Origin of the sequence: Campylobacter sp. MIT 12-8780 (genome assembly GCF_006864535.1) — a bacterium.
In the GTDB taxonomy this organism is placed as follows: domain Bacteria; phylum Campylobacterota; class Campylobacteria; order Campylobacterales; family Campylobacteraceae; genus Campylobacter_D.
Genome location: NZ_QHLL01000009.1, coordinates 37,739 through 54,813, shown reverse-complemented (window position 1 = coordinate 54,813; position 17,075 = coordinate 37,739). Strand labels below are relative to the sequence as shown.

Here is a 17,075-nt window from a genome sequence, read left to right as displayed (position 1 = left end):
CAAGTTTTTCTTAAAAAAACATTAAATTTAAGCATTTTTTCAGGGGGGGGGGGGGTAGTATTTTATGGATATTTTAATTTTTCTTTAAGGAGACACTATGAAGTTAAAAAAGGTGCAGAGTAAGAAACTTTGTTTAAGTATAGCAGCTTTGGCTGTTTTAGGAAGTTCAAATTTAGGTGCGGTAAGTATAAACAATGCTAGTGATTTTAGTTCAAATTTTACACAAACACAAACAGGAACAGGTGAATACAGCTACACTGGCACTGATACAACTATAGACTTTGCGTCTGATAGTAGTTTTGAAGGTGCAAATAAAATCATTGTTCCAGCTGATAAAAAAGTTACGAGTATAAATTTAGGAAATACGACTCCTCCAACTGATGATTACGCAAATTTTTGTTTAGGGTGTGAAAATGTTGAGGATTATGATTTAAGCGCAACTACTATTAACATAAAACAATACGCAGAACTTCAAGTCAAGAGAAACTCAAATTTAAGAGGCGATGTTGTGATTAATAGTGGCTCTACTTTAAATCCAACTGATGATTGGCGAAAAAATGGCTCGATTTTTATGGTAAATGGTTATGATGGAGGAGCTGGAAGGTTAAATATAACAGGCAAGCTAACTATAAATAATGCTGGAATTTGGTATGCTGATAGAGAACTTCAAGGTGGTTTGATAAAGGTAAATGGTGATGTAAATATTAAAAATTCATTTTTTGACTTAAGCTATCAGGATGTAAATAACTTCACAGCAAACAACTATGAACTTATACGAACTGATACTAAATTCAATAACGATATAACAACAAGCAACCAAGTAAGAGGTATTCTTTTAGCTTTTCCTAGCTTGGCTACTGGACAAGTTGATCCAGACTTAGAATATGAAGCTGTAGGGGAAATAAATTTAAATAGCTCAGGTTTTACACAATATACCCTTTCTTTATCAAATGATGGCAAATCCTTACTTGCTAATGGTGGAGCAACTGATAAGGTTAAAGACTTAAATGCCTTGTTTGGGCTTAAAAAAGAAATGTATCAAAGTATCATTGACAAACTAGATAAGCTTAACAACAACACAAGCGACACAGCACTAAAAAGCAAAATTACCCAAGCCAAACAACAAGCAGAAGAATTAAAAAATAAAGTCGATACAACTCAAAATCCAAACAATGCAAATTCAAGTTCTGTTTTAATTGAAACAATGGCAAACATCTCTCAAGATGAAAGAGCCTTAGCAAACACGCTCTTTGATAGTCTAGGCAGTTCAGCTTTAAGCAATGATATCGTTTCTAAAGTCATCTTAGCAAGTATAGCTGATAATGGAGCGACTTTAAAACGAGTTGTTAATGATCTCAACTCAAACGCCACCTCCCAAGCCAATGCAAATTCAGCCTCATCATCAGTAAGCTCTACAATGAATCTAAGCAATGATATGGCTATAGGTTCAAGACTAGCAAGTCTTAATAATCCTTTTGCAAATTTAGCCTATGCTAAAAAACTAAGTAAGGCTTATTTTGCTAGTGGAAGTAGCGATGTAAGACTTGATTATGGTTTAAATGACTTGACTCAAAGTCGTTGGGCAAATGTATTTGGTGGGGTAAATATCATAGATTCTAAAAGTGGTGGAGTGTATGGTTTATCTTTAGGGGTAGATAAAAAGATCAAAGATAATGCCATACTTGGTTTTTATGCAAGTTTTGCAAAAGCGACTTTAAAAGATAAAAGCTTAGAACAAAAATCAAGCAATTTTCAAGTAGGAACCTACTCATCAATAGCTTTTAGTAATGATCTTGAACTTGGTTTAAAAGCTTATCTTGGTGTTGCACCAACAGAGCAAGAAAGCTTTTATAGCCTAGCAGGAATTTCAAACTCAACGAGTGAGTATGCTCGTTTAAGTGCAGGGATAAATGCTAATCTTGGTAAAAACTTTGCTTTAAGTGAAGATACACTTTTTATCAAACCTTTTGTAGGCACAAATTATTATCTTACTCATACTCCAGAATATACCGAACAAGGTGGTTTAGCTAAAAATGTAAAAAGTGCAAACAATAACTCTATAAGCCTTGAACTTGGTGCTGAATTTAGAAAGTATTTTAATGAATTTGCTTATTTTTATACTACACCAAAGATAGAACAATTTGTATATAATCAAAGTGATGATTTTAGTGCTAGCTTTATAGGTTCAAATACAGGCTTTAACATACAAAGTGATGATAAGCTTAAAACTTATGCTCAGCTTATCTTAGGCGCTAGTATGAATTTCACTGATAATTTTGCTGCTACAGCTTCTTTTGCTGGAAAACAAATTGTAGCTGGTAAGGTTGATAAAAAGAATGAAACTTATATGAGTGGGAATTTAGAACTTAGATATAGGTTTTAAAGATTAAGGTAAGGCTTGTCCTTACCTTGTTTAAGCTTTGTGTTTTAAGCTTTATTTGACTTAACTTTTACTCTTTCACGCAAGCCTTGTTTGATCGTTTATGATGATGGGGCTTGATTTTATGAATTTAAAAACTCCAAAGCCATCATCGCCTCACCTTGCATAAGCACCTTTAAATTTTCATTTTCCCAAGCAAAATTTGGGCTGTGGTGCAATACAGGTTTGTTTTTATCCTTAGCTATGCCTACAAAAACATAAGCCCCTTTTCTAGCACGCGTTAAAAAAGCAAAGTCCTCAGCTCCCATATCAGCTTCAGCCTTTGTGATGATATTTTTTTCGCCTAAGACTTGCAAGAAAGCTTTTTGAGCGATTTTTGCACCAAATTCATCATTAATCAAAGGCGGATATTCTCTGTGATAATCAAGCTCATACTCTCCGCCAAATTCTAAAGCCACAGCCTTAGCCACATCTTCAATACCCTTTTGCAAGATCGCTTGGCTTTCATCATCTAAAAAACGCACCGTGCCTTTTAAAAAGGCTTCTTGAGCGATGATATTATAAGAACTTCCAGCTTGCACGCTTCCAATGCTAATCACTCCAGCGCTTACCGGCTTTAAACGTCTTGAAACAATGCTTTGAATATTAGTAACAAAACGAGCCGCCATTAAAACCGCGTCTATAGTTGTATGCGGATGAGCTCCATGCCCGCCTCTGCCTATAAATTTAAGATCAAAGCTATCTACCCCAGCCATCATCGCCCCAGTGATGATTTGGGCTGTGTTTTCTTGCATTAAACCCCACAAATGACAACCAAACACAGCATCAACATATGGATTTTCAAGCACGCCCTCTTCTATCATAGGCTTTGCACCACCATAATTTTCCTCAGCTGGCTGAAACATAAATTTCACACAACCGCTAAATTCATCTTTAAGCTCATTTAAGATAAGTGCTGTGCCTAAAAGTCCAGCAGTATGCCCGTCATGTCCGCAAGCGTGCATCTTACCAGCTATCTTTGAAGCAAAGCTTACCCCACTTTCTTCATGCACTGGCAAAGCGTCCATATCACCTCTTAAAAGCACGCATTTTGGTTTTTCATCACTTTTTTTTGTGCCATAAATTTCAGCCAAAACTCCGGTTTTTGCTATGCCTTTTTTATATGATATGCCCGCATTTTCAAGCACTTCACAGACTTTTTGCGAGGTTTGAAACTCCTCAAAGCTAAGCTCTGGGAATTGATGAAAATGTTCTCTTAAATTTGCGATTTGTGGGTAGTATTTTTCGCTGAGTTTTTGCACTTTTAAAAACATATATTTTCCTTATTTTTGATCAAGTTTTTCAAATTTTTCATCGCTTCTGTTGAGATTAGCTTCCATTTTGCGAATTTCATCTTCTCCGCTTCGCACTAAGTCTTGATCTACAGGCTTTATATCCTTGCTTTTGCCGGTATAATCAACTTTATTGAGTATGGTTCTAAAGACATTTAATCTTGCTTTTTTCTTATTGTCTGAACCTATGATAGTCCAAGGGCTTTTTGGTGTGTTTGAAGCAAGAAGCATTGAGTATTTTGCGACGGTGTATTTATCCCAAAGTTGCTGGGATTTTTCATCTACTGAAGAGAGTTTATACTGCTTTAAAGGGTCTTTTCTGCGACTATCAAAACGTTTTTTTTGCTCTTCTTTAGACACTGAAAAATAAAATTTAAACAAAATAATACCACTATTAACAAGCATTTCCTCAAACAAAGGCACTTCTCTTAAAAAATGCTTATGCTCAGCTGGGGTGCAAAAACCCATTACCGGCTCAACTCCAGCTCTATTATACCAGCTTCTATCAAAAATCACGATCTCTCCAGCTGCTGGCAAATGTGAAACATAACGTTGAAAATACCACTGCGTCCTTTCTACATCACTTGGCTTTTCAAGAGCAACGACTCTACAACCTCTTGGATTTAAATGCTCTGTAAGACGCTTGATCGAGCCTCCCTTACCTGCTGCGTCGCGTCCTTCTGTGAGGATTAAAACCTTTAAGCCTTTATCTTTAACGAAATTTTGAAATTTCAAAAGCTCAATTTGCAAGGCTTTAAGCTCCTTTTCGTATTTAAGGGTGCTTTTTTTAACCTTTATACTTACATACTCATCTTTTGTATCATCTTGAACTTTTTGATCTTTTGGCATATCAAGTTTTTTTGGGGATTTTAACTCATCTTTTTGTGCCAAGTGTTTAGCATTTTTTGACTGGGGTTTTGGTGATGTCATAGGCAAATCTCCTTGAAAAATATTCTTTTAAATTTACCATAACAAACTATAATTAAAAATAAAACAAGATATAAATGAGAACTTAATGCGTATTTTTCTGATATTTTTCCTTTTTTTAAATCTAAGCTGGGCTGAATTTTTACAACCAAATGAAGCATTTAAACTCCGTTCTTATGCTGATGAAGTAGGGGTTTATTTTGATTTTGATATCGCTGATACGATTTATTTGTATCAAAAAGAACTGAAAATCAAACTTGATGATAAAGACATCACTGCTTTGCTTAACCTGCCTGCAAGTATTGAAAAAAACAACGAACAAAGATATTATGCGAATGTAGAGCTTTTTATCCCACAAATTTTACTCAAAAAAGAGCTTGCTAACAAAAACGAGGCTTTGCTAGAACTTTCATATCAAGGCTGTGCTGAAGCTGGGTTTTGCTATCGCCCTTTGAAAAAAAGTTTTACACTAAAGCAAGATCAAGGCAGTTATAAGCTTAGCGAACTTGCAGATACAAAAAAGATGAAAAAGCGAAATGAATTCAACAAAGATGGCTTTTTTCTTACCTTGTTAAGCTTTTTTGGATATGGACTTTTACTTTCTCTTACTCCTTGCACCCTGCCGATGATCCCCATACTTTCATCGCTCATACTTGCAAAAAGCACGCAAACACCAAGTAAAAAACGAGCCTTTTGGCTTTCTTTTATCTTTGTGTTTTTTATGTCTTTAGCTTATGCTTTAGCTGGCATTGTTACGGCTTTAGTTGGTGCAAGCGTGCAAGGCTTTTTACAACATCCTTTAGTGCTTAGCTTTTTTGCCTTTATTTTTGTGCTTTTAGCTCTTGCTTGTTTTGGGGTATTTCATCTTCAAATGCCAAGCAAGATACAAAATTTCATCATCAAAAAACAAAGCTCAAAAACAAAAGGTGTGCTTAGCCTTGCAAGTATGGGCTTTTTATCAGCTCTTATCATAGGACCTTGCGTGGCTGCACCTTTGGCTGCTGCTTTGCTTTATATCGCAAAAAGTGCTGATATAGTGCTTGGCGGGGCTTCTCTTTTTGTTTTGAGTTTTGGTATGGGCGTTCCGCTTTTATTTGTAGGGCTTGGACTTGGGTTTTTAAAGGCTGGGGCATGGATGCAAAGGGTAAATATCTTTTTTGGTTTTTTAATGCTTGCTATGGCGATTTGGATCTGCTCTCGCTTTTTAGCTATGCCTTATATACTCATTGCTTTTGGGGTGCTTGGGGTGTTTTTTGTAAGTTTTATGGGAATTTTTGATGGGCTTAATTCAAACTACGCAAAGGCTAAAAAGGCTCTTTTAATACTTGTTTTAGCCTATAGTTTGAGCTTATTTTTAGGAGGATTATTTGGCGGAAAAAGCCTTTTAAATCCTTTTCATCTCAACTCAAATGCCTCAAATTCACAAAATTTAAACTCACTTGAGTTTGAAAATATTAGCACTCTTAAGGAGCTTGAAGCAAAACTACAGCAAAGTAAAAAGCCGATTTTGCTGTATTTTACAGCTTCTTGGTGTGAAAACTGCAAGCTTTTAGATGCTTTTACTTTTTCAGATAAAAAAGTGCAAGAGCTTTTACAAAACTACAGCTTGCTTAAAATCGACATTAGCAAGGGTGATGATGAAGAACTTAAAATAATGAAAAAATTTGAAGTTTTTGCCCCACCTGTTATGTTTATCTTTAAAGATGGTGTAAAAAAAGAGCAAATCATCGGCTTTGTGGGAGCTGATGAGTTTTTAAATTCGCTTTGAAATTTAAACTGAGCCTATCAAAAAGCGTGAAAATAAAAGAAATTGCAAATTTTCTTTTATTTTCAAGCAAAATACTGCTATAATGATATTTTTTCAAAATTTACGCAAGCTTCGTTTTTAAGGATGAATTATGCAAAGACAAACTTGGAGCAACACGCTTACTTATATACTTACCGTTGCTGGAGCGACGATTGGCTTTGGGGCAACTTGGCGTTTTCCTTATCTTGTGGGTGAAAATGGCGGAGCGGCTTTTGTGCTGGTTTTTTGCCTTGCAATGATTTTTATAGGCATTCCTGTGATCTTAGTTGAAAATGTTATAGGACGAAAAGCCCATACGAACAGCGTTGATGCTTTTGGTGGTAAAATCACAAAAGATAAAAGTGTGAGTAAGACTTGGCAGGGCGTTGGGTATATGGGGCTTTTGGGAAGCTTTGGGATCATGGCGTATTATATGGTGCTTGGGGGCTTTGTGCTGGTGTATATTTTCCATCTTTTATTTGGGAATTTTGATCTTTCAAGCCCTATCACCAAAGAATACGCCGCTTCATTTTATGAACAAAATATAGAGTATAATCCGCTTTTTATCGGCATTTTTACGAGCATTTTTGTTTTGATAAATTTTTTCATTTTACGCAAAGGTATTATCGATGGCATAGAAAAATCAGTCAAGCTTCTTATGCCTTTACTTTTCATCTGCTTGCTTGTTGTTATCATTAGAAATTTAAGCTTAGATGGCGCATTTAAGGGCGTTGAGTATTATTTAAAGCCTGACTTTAGTAAAATTTTAGCCTTTGATAAGGCTTCAGCAAAACTTTTCATCGATGTTTTAGGACAAGTATTTTTTGCGCTTTCTCTTGGTTTTGGCGTAATGATCACGCTTTCATCTCATCTTAAAAAAGATGAAAATCTCATCAAAACAGCCACTTACACCGGTATTTTAAACACGCTTATTGCTGTTTTAGCTGGCTTTATGATCTTTCCGGTGCTCTTTAGCGTAGGGCTTAGCCCAGATAAAGGTCCTTCACTTGTGTTTGAAACTCTTCCCATAGCCTTTTCTTATGTAAAATTTGGCACCTTTATATGTGCTTTATTTTTTATCCTGCTTTTAATCGCTGCACTCACGACTTCTTTGCCTATATATCAAGTTATCATTAGTGTTTTAGAGGAAAAATTTAAGTTCAGTAAAAAAACAGCCATTAATCTTACTTTGGGTGGAATTTTCGTGCTTGGAAATATCCCTTGCATACTGACTTATGGACCTTGGCGCGATGTAGTGCTGATAAAGGGCAAAAATATCTTTGATAGCTTTGATTTTGTAAGTGGCAATATCTTATTTGTTTTAACGGCTTTTTTATGTTGTATCTATGTGGGCTGGGTGATGAAAGATGAGGCGATTAAGGAGCTTCAAAGTGGTTCAAGGGCAAAGACTTTTATTAGAATTTGGTATTATTATGTCAAATTCATCGTCCCTTGTATCATCGCTTTGATTTTTTATTTTGGTATAGTAGGCTAAAGATAGGCTTTGATGAGTTTATACTCATCAACGAGTTTTTCTAAGCTAAAACGAGCATTTGCACTTGAGCTTGAAGGCAAAGTATGATAAAACACGCTAGGATAATTTTGCTTGAAATTTGCATAAAAATGACAAAAGCCTTTGTGAGCGATTTTGCCTGTAGTAAAAACTGCTTTTATAGGGGCTTTTTCAAGCACAAAGCTTAAATCGTTTGCTTTGGTATTTATATCTTTTAAATTTATACTCTCATCTTTTGACTTTGTTATATCACAGCTTTTAAAAATATCCCAAAGAGCTATTTTATAAGCTTTTAAAAAAGCTTTTTGACTTTCTTGCTTAGTTAAGCTTTTAGGAGCTAAGTTAAAAAGAAGCTCTAAAATTTGATAAAAGCGATTGTTTTTATTTTGATAGTAAAAGCCTAATTCTCTTGATTTAAGTGAAGGAAAACTGCCAAGTATTAAAATCCTTGAGTTTTCATCAAAAAATGGCTCAAAGGGGTGGTATAAAAGCATTTTATTTTTCTTGCAATTAAAGAGCAAGGCTTAAAGCCTCACTCTTTAAAATCATTCTACTTCAGCATCAATAACATCATCATCTTTTTTCTTTTTGTCATTGCCTGCAGTATCATCTTTTTTATACATACTTTCAGCAAGTTTGTGAGAAACAGCGCTTAGGTTTTTAACCTTTTCTTCTATTTCTTCTTTGCTTGCATTTTCATTTTTAAGCAGTTCTTTAAGCTCATCCAAAGCCTTAGTGATATTTGTTTTATCCTCTTCACTTATCTTTTCGCCAAGTTCGCTTAGAGATTTTTCGACTTGATGCACTAAAGCTTCGGCTTGATTTCTAGCTTCTACAGCTTCTTTGCGTTTTTTATCCTCTTCTTTGTGAAGCTCGGCGTCTTTTACCATTTTTTCGATCTCTTCTTCACTTAAACCACTTGAGCCTGTGATTTTGATCTCTTGAGCCTTGCCTGTAGCCTTGTCTTTTGCTGAAACAGTTAAAATACCATTAGCGTCTATATCAAAGCTTACTTCAATTTGTGGCATACCTCTTGGAGCTGGTGGAATGCCTTCAAGGTTGAAATTTCCTAAGGATTTATTATCGCGGCTAAATTCTCTCTCGCCTTGTAAGACATTGATAGTAACCGCACTTTGATTGTCTTCAGCTGTTGAGAAGGTTTGTTCTTTTTTAGTTGGTATGGTTGTGCCTTTTTCTATGATCTTAGTCATCACTCCACCTAAGGTTTCAATACCCAAAGATAGCGGAGTTACATCAAGTAAAAGCACATCTTTAACATCACCTTTTATCACAGCACCTTGAATAGCTGCACCAATAGCTACAACCTCATCAGGATTTACGCTTTTATTAAGCTCTTTATTAAAGGCTTTTTTCACTTCTTCTTGCACCAAAGGCACACGAGTTGAACCACCTACCATAACGATTTCTTTGACTTCATCTTTGTTTAAGCCAGCATCTTTTACGACTTCGTTAATCTTTGAGATAGTCTCGCCCACAAGGCTTTCTATCATGCTTTCAAATTTAGCACGAGTGATTTTTTTCACAAGGTGTTTTGGACCGCTTGCATCAGCTGTGATGAAAGGTAAATTTACCTCTGTTTCAGTGGCTGAGCTGAGTTCTTTTTTGGCTGTTTCAGCGGCTTCTTTAAGTCTTTGTAAAGCCATAACATCATTTTTTAAGTCTATACCTTGTTCGTTTTTAAACTCACTTGCTAAAAAATCTATAAGCTTATTATCAAAATCATCGCCTCCTAAGAAAGCGTCCCCTCCGGTTGAAAGTACTTCTACGACATTATCACCTGTTTCAAGCACGGTAACATCAAAGGTTCCCCCACCTAGATCATAGACAACTATCTTTTCGCTTTCTTTTTTATCAAGCCCATACGCAAGCGCAGCCGAAGTTGGCTCGTTGATGATTCTTAAGACATTAAGTCCGGCTATGGTTCCAGCTTCTTTTGTCGCCTTTCTTTGAGCGTCGTTAAAATACGCTGGCACGGTGATTACCGCATCAACAACTTGTTCGCCCAAAAAAGCTTCAGCGTCTTCTTTAAGCTTCATTAAAACCTTAGCTGAAATTTCTTGAGGAGTATAAACCTTGCCAGCGATTTCAACTGCACAAGCTCCGTTCCTATCGACTATGTGATAAGGTAGGCGTTTTTCAGCTTCCTTAGCCTTATCCTCATTAAACATAAGCCCCATAATCCTTTTTATAGAATAAATGGTTTTTTCAGGGTTTGTTACAGCTTGACGCTTTGCACTATCACCTACTAAAACCTCGCCCTTATCAGTAAAAGCTACTACTGAAGGGGTTGTGTTTTTACCTTCTTTGTTTGGGATCACCTTGCTTTCGCCTCTTTCAAAGACAGCTACACAAGAATTTGTTGTTCCTAAGTCTATTCCTATAACTTTTGCCATTGTTTATCCTTTTTTTAAATTTTTAAAATCCATAACTCGTATCTTTACAGATACACCTTATTTTGCCACACTTACTTTAGCTGGGCGGACAATTCTATCGCCTATTTGATAGCCTTTTTGAAGCACTTGTATGATGGCTCCACTTTTATGATCGCTACTTTCTTGATGAAACATAGCCTCATGTAAATTTGGATCAAACTCACTTAGAGCTTCAATTTGCTTGATACCGTGCTTTTCAAGCTTTTTAAGAAATAAATCTAAAGTATTTTTCACTCCTTCTTTGATTTTCTCACTCACTTCATCTTTGGCCTCAACGCTACTTGCTGCTTCTAAGGCATCGATCACATCAAGTAAATCCTTTGCAAAGCCTTCATTTGCATAAGCTAGAGCTGAAGCTTTTTCTTTTTCCATTCTTTTTTTGATATTTTCAAATTCAGCATTAGCTCTTAAATACCTATCTTTTAACTCAGCATTTTCAGCCTTTAAGCTTTCAAGTTCGTTTTGCTCATCGCTAGCTAAATTCTCAGCCTCGTTTGAAGTTTCAAGATTTTGTTCTTGATCTAAGTGTTCTTGTTCTTTCACTACGCCTCCTTTTTACCGCTTGTTTAGGCGATATTTAGTTTTAAATTTAAAGGTATTATACAACATTGAGTGTATTAATGTCAAGTATTTTTTACAAAAAATTAAAAAAAATTATTTAATAAACTTTAGTCTATATAACTAAATATATATTAGCAATATAGACTAATATATAATAGAAAGTAAGATTTATCATTATTTTTGGATACAAATAAAAAGTTTTATGATATAATTTTGCCTATGCAATATATTTTGAAAAGGTTTGGATATGAAAAATTTAAGTGTTCAAGAAAAAAAAGACCTTGACTCTTGTGTTTTTAGCTCTTTGGGACAGGTAAAAAAGCTAAGTTTGACAGAGCTTTGGCTTAAAATAAAAAAATTTTTCTTTAAAAAATCTTAGTTAAAAAGCTCTTGGTGATGAGTTTTGAGGTATTCTATCGCTTCTAAAACTTCATCAACCCCTTCTTTATCATCATCTTCTTCGATTTTGTCAATGCATTCTATGTAATTTTGCACAGCTTCATCAAGCTTACTTCTTTTTACTCCAGCTGTTATAAGCAAAGCTTCTAAGACTACATTAAGCTCATATTGCAACGCTTCAATTTCTTCTTGTTTCATTATTTTTCCTTAAATTTGAGTTTTTGAGATGATTAAATCTTGAATTTGAGCCTTAATCAACGCATAATTTACACTCTCTTTAAAAGCTGCAAAAAGCCCTCCACTTGCGTTTTTATGCCCTCCTCCGCCAACAAGTTTTTTTGCCATTATGCTTACATCAACCTTGCCATTTGCCCTAAAACTCAAAGTTTTTTTAGAACTTACATCGATAAAAAAGTCAAAATCTGGATTTTTTACCAAAAAATCATTGCCTATAACTGAGGTATTGCCTATATTTGAAGTAAGTATGCCCTTGTGATTTTCATAATAAATGCAAAATTCTTCCTTTTTCTTGCTTAAAAGTTCGACAACAAAAGCACAAATAAGATTGATTAAAGTATCATTTTTATCTTTTCTAAAATACTCCTTTTTAAGAAAGTGAAGAGCGTCTTCAAGGGCGATATGAGCTTGATCTTTATCGATAAAAGTTTTGGCTTTACTCAGCAAAAAAAACATATATTCGGTGTTTTGCTCCCTAAACATAACGCGGTTTAGCTCCTTAGCTGTAGCAATCATACTTAAAAACACCTTGCCAAGCTCAAAGTCTTTTTCATCTTTAAGCCAAATATCTATGGCATTAACCACGCTCACAAAACGTTTTAAAGACTCATTTGGCATGCAAATTCGGGTAAAAAAATCATACACAATCTGACTTGCACTTCTCTTTTCATCCATCACATACCAAGCAAATTCTTTCATACACTCAAGTCCACTTTGATGATGATCAAGCAAAATAAGCTTTGCATTTTTGTCTTTCAAGGCGTCTTGAAATTCTTCACATTGTGCTAGAGTTAAATTCAAATCACTGATTAAAACCATACTTTTTGCGTTGCTATCTTGCTCTAAGCTTGCATTAATCTCACTTAAAATCGCATAAAAATTATCACTGATCTCCTTGCCATAATTTGAATTATAAAACACACAATCCTTAAAATAAAAATGAGTAACAAACTGGCATGCATAGCCGTCTAAATCCGTATGTGAAAGATGGTATAATCTCATTATTTCTCCTATAATTCTACCTTGATAACGCCTTCGGTTTCAAAATTTGTATTTTCAGCAATTTCACCAAAGCTTAAGACAACGACATTGATATTCATATCCTTACAAAGCTTAGCTATATCTTTTCTTAGTTGAGGCTCAACACAAAGCACAAAAGGCTTAACTCTTGTTTTTGCACTTTGCTCGACTTCTTTTCTTAACGCGTCGATTAATGCTCCAGTTTGGGCAACATTAATCATCAAATGATAAGTACCATCTTTAAACTGCAAGCTTTCTATAAGCTTTGCTGAACTTGCAGAATCAAGCATATAAATGCTTAAAACGCCTTTTTCATCTAAATACATATTTGTAATTACCCTTGCTAAAGAAGCGCGCACATGCTCGATGATAAGATCAAAGCTTTTGCTTACCTCAGCAATATCAGTTAAAGCCTCGAAAATAGTCAGCAAGTCTTTGATAGGAATTTGATAACGCAACAAGTCTTTAAGCACTTTTTGTATCATACCCACGCTTGCGACTTTCAAACAATCCTCAACGATGACAGGATAATCTTTTTGCATTTTATCAATAAGTCCTTGCACTTCTTGACGCGTAAGCAGTTCGCTCGCATGTGCTTTAATAAGCTCACTCATATGCGTTGAAATCACGCTTGCTGGATCGATGACGATGTAACCATTTAGCGTTGCTTCATCTTTTAAGCTCGCATCTATCCAAAGCGCATCCGAGTTAAAAGCTGGCTCTTTAGTCGCAATTCCTTCAACCTCTTCAGTGATAAAGCCACTATCCATAGCTAAGTATTTATCAGGATACACTTCAGCACTAGCAATCACCACACCTTTAAGCTTAAAATTATATTCATTTGGCTTTAAAGCAAGATTATCACGAATGCGAATTTTTGGCATTAAAAAGCCCAAAGTTTGAGCGATTGAGCGACGCATAGAACGAATTCGTTCAGTAAGCTCGCTTTCTGCAAGGCGGATAAGCCCATATCCAAGCTCAAGCTCTAAAATTTCAAGCTTGAGTATATCGCCTATGCGGTGTTCTTCTTCTTTGACGATCTCTTCCTCGCTTTTTTTCACAGGAGCAGCAGCTTTTGCTTTCTCTTCAGCTTTAACTTTTTTCGTATCTACGACTTGAATTTTTCCTTCTTTGACTTGCTTTGTCAAATAGCCAAGCGCTAAAAATACCAAAGCCATAAAGCCCAAAGATAAAGTTGGCAAACCCGGCACCAAAGCAAAGATAAAAAGGATAAAGCCTACTATCAAAAGCGTTCTGTATTCGCTTAAGAGCTGATTTAAAGAGCCCTCTGCAAAATTATCTTCATCTTTACTTGCGCGTGTGATGATGATAGCTGTAGCTGTTGAAGTGATGAGTCCAGGAATTTGAGAGACTAGCCCATCACCTATAGTAAGTATAGTATAAGTCGCCGCACAATCAGCCAAAGGCATATCGTGTTGAAAATAGCCGATTAAAAAGCCACCTATGAGATTGACTATAGTGATGATGATCCCAGCAACTGCATCGCCTTTGATGAATTTGCTCGAACCATCCATAGCTCCGTAAAAATTCGCTTCTGAAATGATCTCTTGTCTTCTTGTTCTTGCGGTTTGCTCATCAATGAGTCCTGCATTTAAATCCGCATCAATTGCCATTTGCTTTCCGGGCATCGCATCAAGCGTAAAACGCGCTTGCACCTCAGAAACTCTCGTGCTACCCTTAGTAACAACCATAAAATTAATCAAAACTAAGATAGTAAAAACGATAATACCGATAACATAATTTCCCCCAACCACGAATTCGCCAAAAGACGCGATAATCTCACTTACTTGGGCTGGCCCATTTTGTCCCTCACTTAAAATCATACGCGTTGTGGCGATATTTAAAGCCAAACGAAAAAGTGTGATGATAAGGATAAGCGTTGGAAAAGTCGTTAAATCAGTGGGCTTTGCTATATAGATAGAAATGAGTATGATTAAAACTGAAATAGCAATGCTAAGCGCCAAAAAAAAATCCAGCACAGGAGCTGGCAAAGGCACAATGATAATGGCTAATATACAAACGATAAAACCAACTATCGTCAAAGACTTTGCTTTGACAACAGGTGCTATTAAAGGTCCTAAGTAAGGGACAACAAGATCGATGATTTTTCTTTTTGCCATTTATGACTTTTTGATGATATCAGCTAGGCTTACTGAATTTAAATGCTCATTCATCTTCTCTTGCAAGTCTTTTAAAACCGGAAGCATATAGCATTTATCGCCTTTTTGGGTAGGGCATACGCCTTGAGAGCATTCAAAAACGCTGACTTGTTTTTTCTCTGCGCTATCAACTATCTCTTTAAGCGTGTATTCCTCAGGCTTTTTTACCAAAGTAAAACCGCCCTTTGCGCCCTTATAAGAGTGAAGCAAGCCGTCTTTTGCAAGTCCTTGTAAAATCTTAGCCAAAAAGCTTCTTGAAATATCAAGCTCAAAAGCCATAGTCTCAACATCTTGGGGTTTATCTTTATCACAGATATAAATCAAAGCAAGTAAAGCATACTCACTAGCCCTAGTAAAAAGCATAAGTTTCCTTTAAAAATAAAATAAAATGGCTCTATTATAGCAATTTTTTCTTAATTTTCGCCCTTTTTGACAAAATTTAATCCTGCGTGGGATTATTAAAGCGCAAATATAAAGTAGTGAAAAATTTGCCTTTATTTTATTTTTAAAATGAATTTCAAAAAAGATAAAAAATTTAAGCATTTCTTAAGGGGGGGGGGGGCTACAATTTTGCGAATATTTGAATTTTATACAAATTAAGGAGCAAGAATGGATCATATCAACAATACATTGCTTGATTTTCTCAAGCAAGAAGCAAAACAAGGTAGCATTGTTATGTGCGAAGCCTTAGTTATCATCTACAGCAAGGGTATATATTATGATAACTATACAATTGCCGCCAATCAAAAAGAAGCACAAAAATATGCTCAACGAGCCAAGGAGCTTAAAAAAGCACACGAGCTTTATTTGGAAGCTAAAGAAAAGTTTAAGCAAGAACAAGAAAAACAAGATAACGGCAAGGAGGCAGATTTTAAGCAGGCTTTAGAATTGATGGAAAAGGTTGCTAATCTTAACAATTATGGCGAGGCTTGGTATTTTTTGGGAAAGGTTTATTTTAATAACTATGATGGCTGGTATTTTTATGGCATAGAGCAAAATTATCCTTTGGCTGTGAAGTATTTTGAAAAGGCAGGAGAACAAGATCATATCCTAGCTTTAAAACAATTAATGACTATCTATAAAAAAGGTATTTTTTATGCAACACAAGGCATAAATTCAAATGAAGAAAAAGCAAAAGCGTGCCGCCAAAAAATAGCCCGAATCTTAGGCAAAAAAAATTGGCAAGATGAGGAGGAGGAATGATGAAAAAATTTGTATTTATTTTATTTTTACTTTGTGGGATAAATTTGCTTTGGGCTTATGATAGTAAGGATGAATTCATGCAATGTGAAAATAAAGATAAACAAGCTTGCAAAAGGCTCATATCACATTTTGAACCAAGGTGCAATGATAAGAGTTTAAGTAAAGAGGTTAGAGGCTACGCTTGCTCGGTTGTGGGGGCGGCATACTCTAACAATAACGAATATCGCGAGGCAGCTTCTTTTTTTCAAAAAGGATGTGATTTGGGACATGGTTTTGGTTGTGGAAAAATTGCAAGATTGTATGGTTTAGGGGAAGGTGTAAAACAGGACTTTAAAAAATCATTTGCTTTTGCTCAAAAAGGATGTGATTTGAATGACGCTGTCGGTTGTGTCATCCTAGGGGCTCTTTATGAAAATGGAGATGGTGTCAAACAAAACAAGGCAAAAGCAAAAGAGTATTATGGCAAAGCTTGTGATTTGGGCGAACAACTAGGATGTGATAGTTACAAAAGGCTGAATTCAAGATAATTAAGAAAGGTTTGTAATGAAAAAATTTGTGTTTATTTTATTTTTACTTTGTGGGGTAAATTTGCTTTGGGCAAATGATAGTAGGGATGAATTCATGCAAGATTACAATGCTTGCAAAAATAAAGATGAGCAAGCTTGCAAAAAGCTCATATCAGTTTTTGAACCAAGTTGCAATGGTGAGAGTTTAAGCAAAGAGCATAGAGGCTTCGCTTGCTGGGTTGTGGCAGCTGCATTTGGTAGTAATAATGAATATCACAAGGCAGCTTCTTTTTCGCAAAAAGCATGCGATTTGGGAAATGGAGGTGGTTGTGCTGTACTAGGAACATTATATGAGACTGGAGAAGGTGTAAGGCAAAGTTTTGAGAAGTCAGCTTCATTTTTTCAAAAAGCTTGTGATTTGGGTGAGGGTATAGGTTGTTTTAATTTGGGAATTTTTTACTATAATGGAAGAGGTGTAAAGAAAAACAAGGCTAAGGCTAAAGAGTATTATGGTAAGGCTTGTGATTTAAGACTTCAGCAAGGGTGCAATAATTATAAAGAAATGAGCCAATAAAAGAT

16 protein-coding genes are annotated in these 17,075 nt (G+C 35.6%); 7 read left to right on the top strand and 9 right to left on the bottom strand.

Annotated elements, in window-relative coordinates; translation table 11 throughout:
• Positions 1-97: 97 nt before the first annotated feature.
• Entirely contained in the window at positions 98-2,383 is a 2,286-nt protein-coding gene (locus tag DMB95_RS07675; RefSeq protein WP_142931580.1) for an autotransporter outer membrane beta-barrel domain-containing protein, read from the top strand.
• Positions 2,384-2,502: 119 nt separating this feature from the next.
• Here the strand turns inward: DMB95_RS07675 and DMB95_RS07670 are convergent, their stop codons facing one another.
• On the bottom strand, positions 2,503-3,693 hold the full coding sequence (locus tag DMB95_RS07670) for a M20 metallopeptidase family protein (protein ID WP_142931579.1): 1,191 nt from the start codon (positions 3,691-3,693) through the stop codon (positions 2,503-2,505).
• Positions 3,694-3,702: 9 nt separating this feature from the next.
• Entirely contained in the window at positions 3,703-4,560 is an 858-nt protein-coding gene (gene ppk2, locus DMB95_RS07665) for a polyphosphate kinase 2 (RefSeq protein WP_142931602.1), read from the bottom strand.
• A gap of 166 nt (positions 4,561-4,726) precedes the next feature.
• Here ppk2 and dsbD point away from each other — a divergent pair, with 166 nt between their 5' ends.
• Positions 4,727-6,406: a protein-disulfide reductase DsbD gene (dsbD, locus tag DMB95_RS07660; protein WP_142931578.1), complete on the top strand. Its 1,680-nt coding sequence runs from the start codon at positions 4,727-4,729 to the stop codon at positions 6,404-6,406.
• A 130-nt stretch (positions 6,407-6,536) separates the two neighbouring features.
• On the top strand, positions 6,537-7,919 hold the full coding sequence (locus DMB95_RS07655) for a sodium-dependent transporter (RefSeq protein WP_137633485.1): 1,383 nt from the start codon (positions 6,537-6,539) through the stop codon (positions 7,917-7,919).
• Here DMB95_RS07655 and DMB95_RS07650 read toward each other — a convergent pair.
• Genes DMB95_RS07650 through grpE form a run of 3 tightly spaced genes read right to left on the bottom strand, consistent with a single transcriptional unit; the run spans position 7,916 to position 10,933 of the window.
• On the bottom strand, positions 7,916-8,431 hold the full coding sequence (locus tag DMB95_RS07650; protein WP_142931577.1) for a DNA-deoxyinosine glycosylase: 516 nt from the start codon (positions 8,429-8,431) through the stop codon (positions 7,916-7,918). The two genes, DMB95_RS07655 and DMB95_RS07650, sit on opposite strands and share 4 nt — an antisense overlap.
• Positions 8,432-8,482: 51 nt before the next feature.
• A complete protein-coding gene (gene dnaK / locus DMB95_RS07645; protein ID WP_137633487.1) occupies positions 8,483-10,351 on the bottom strand; it encodes a molecular chaperone DnaK in 1,869 nt (622 codons plus the stop codon).
• A 57-nt stretch (positions 10,352-10,408) separates the two neighbouring features.
• Positions 10,409-10,933, bottom strand: a complete 525-nt coding sequence (grpE, locus tag DMB95_RS07640) for a nucleotide exchange factor GrpE (RefSeq protein WP_142931576.1) — start codon at positions 10,931-10,933, stop codon at positions 10,409-10,411.
• 265 nt (positions 10,934-11,198) lie between these two features.
• On the opposite strand from grpE, the gene DMB95_RS09770 reads away from it, so the two are divergent.
• Positions 11,199-11,330 (top strand): hypothetical protein, encoded by a 132-nt coding sequence (locus DMB95_RS09770; RefSeq protein WP_260604838.1) that lies wholly within the window; start codon positions 11,199-11,201, stop codon positions 11,328-11,330.
• Here DMB95_RS09770 and DMB95_RS07635 read toward each other — a convergent pair.
• Genes DMB95_RS07635 through DMB95_RS07620 form a run of 4 tightly spaced genes read right to left on the bottom strand, consistent with a single transcriptional unit; the run spans position 11,327 to position 15,150 of the window.
• The gene (locus DMB95_RS07635) at positions 11,327-11,548 is read right to left on the bottom strand and encodes a hypothetical protein (protein WP_142931575.1); all 222 of its coding nucleotides are present in this window, start codon (positions 11,546-11,548) and stop codon (positions 11,327-11,329) included. The genes DMB95_RS09770 and DMB95_RS07635 overlap by 4 nt on opposite strands.
• A gap of 9 nt (positions 11,549-11,557) precedes the next feature.
• Complete coding sequence (locus DMB95_RS07630) at positions 11,558-12,589, bottom strand: DHH family phosphoesterase (protein ID WP_142931574.1); 1,032 nt, start codon at positions 12,587-12,589, stop codon at positions 11,558-11,560.
• An 8-nt stretch (positions 12,590-12,597) separates the two neighbouring features.
• The gene (gene flhA, locus DMB95_RS07625) at positions 12,598-14,748 is read right to left on the bottom strand and encodes a flagellar biosynthesis protein FlhA (RefSeq protein WP_142931573.1); all 2,151 of its coding nucleotides are present in this window, start codon (positions 14,746-14,748) and stop codon (positions 12,598-12,600) included.
• Positions 14,749-15,150, bottom strand: coding sequence for an Rrf2 family transcriptional regulator (locus tag DMB95_RS07620; RefSeq protein WP_137633492.1), 402 nt, complete (start codon positions 15,148-15,150; stop codon positions 14,749-14,751).
• 246 nt (positions 15,151-15,396) lie between these two features.
• Here DMB95_RS07620 and DMB95_RS07615 point away from each other — a divergent pair, with 246 nt between their 5' ends.
• The 3 genes from DMB95_RS07615 to DMB95_RS07605 are packed head-to-tail and all read left to right on the top strand — an operon-like array spanning position 15,397 to position 17,070.
• Complete coding sequence (locus tag DMB95_RS07615; protein WP_142931572.1) at positions 15,397-15,990, top strand: sel1 repeat family protein; 594 nt, start codon at positions 15,397-15,399, stop codon at positions 15,988-15,990.
• Entirely contained in the window at positions 15,990-16,517 is a 528-nt protein-coding gene (locus tag DMB95_RS07610; protein WP_221886041.1) for a tetratricopeptide repeat protein, read from the top strand. The genes DMB95_RS07615 and DMB95_RS07610 overlap by 1 nt, the downstream gene beginning before the upstream one ends.
• Positions 16,518-16,533: 16 nt before the next feature.
• Positions 16,534-17,070, top strand: a complete 537-nt coding sequence (locus tag DMB95_RS07605; protein WP_142931571.1) for a tetratricopeptide repeat protein — start codon at positions 16,534-16,536, stop codon at positions 17,068-17,070.
• The last annotated feature ends 5 nt before the right edge of the window (positions 17,071-17,075 follow it).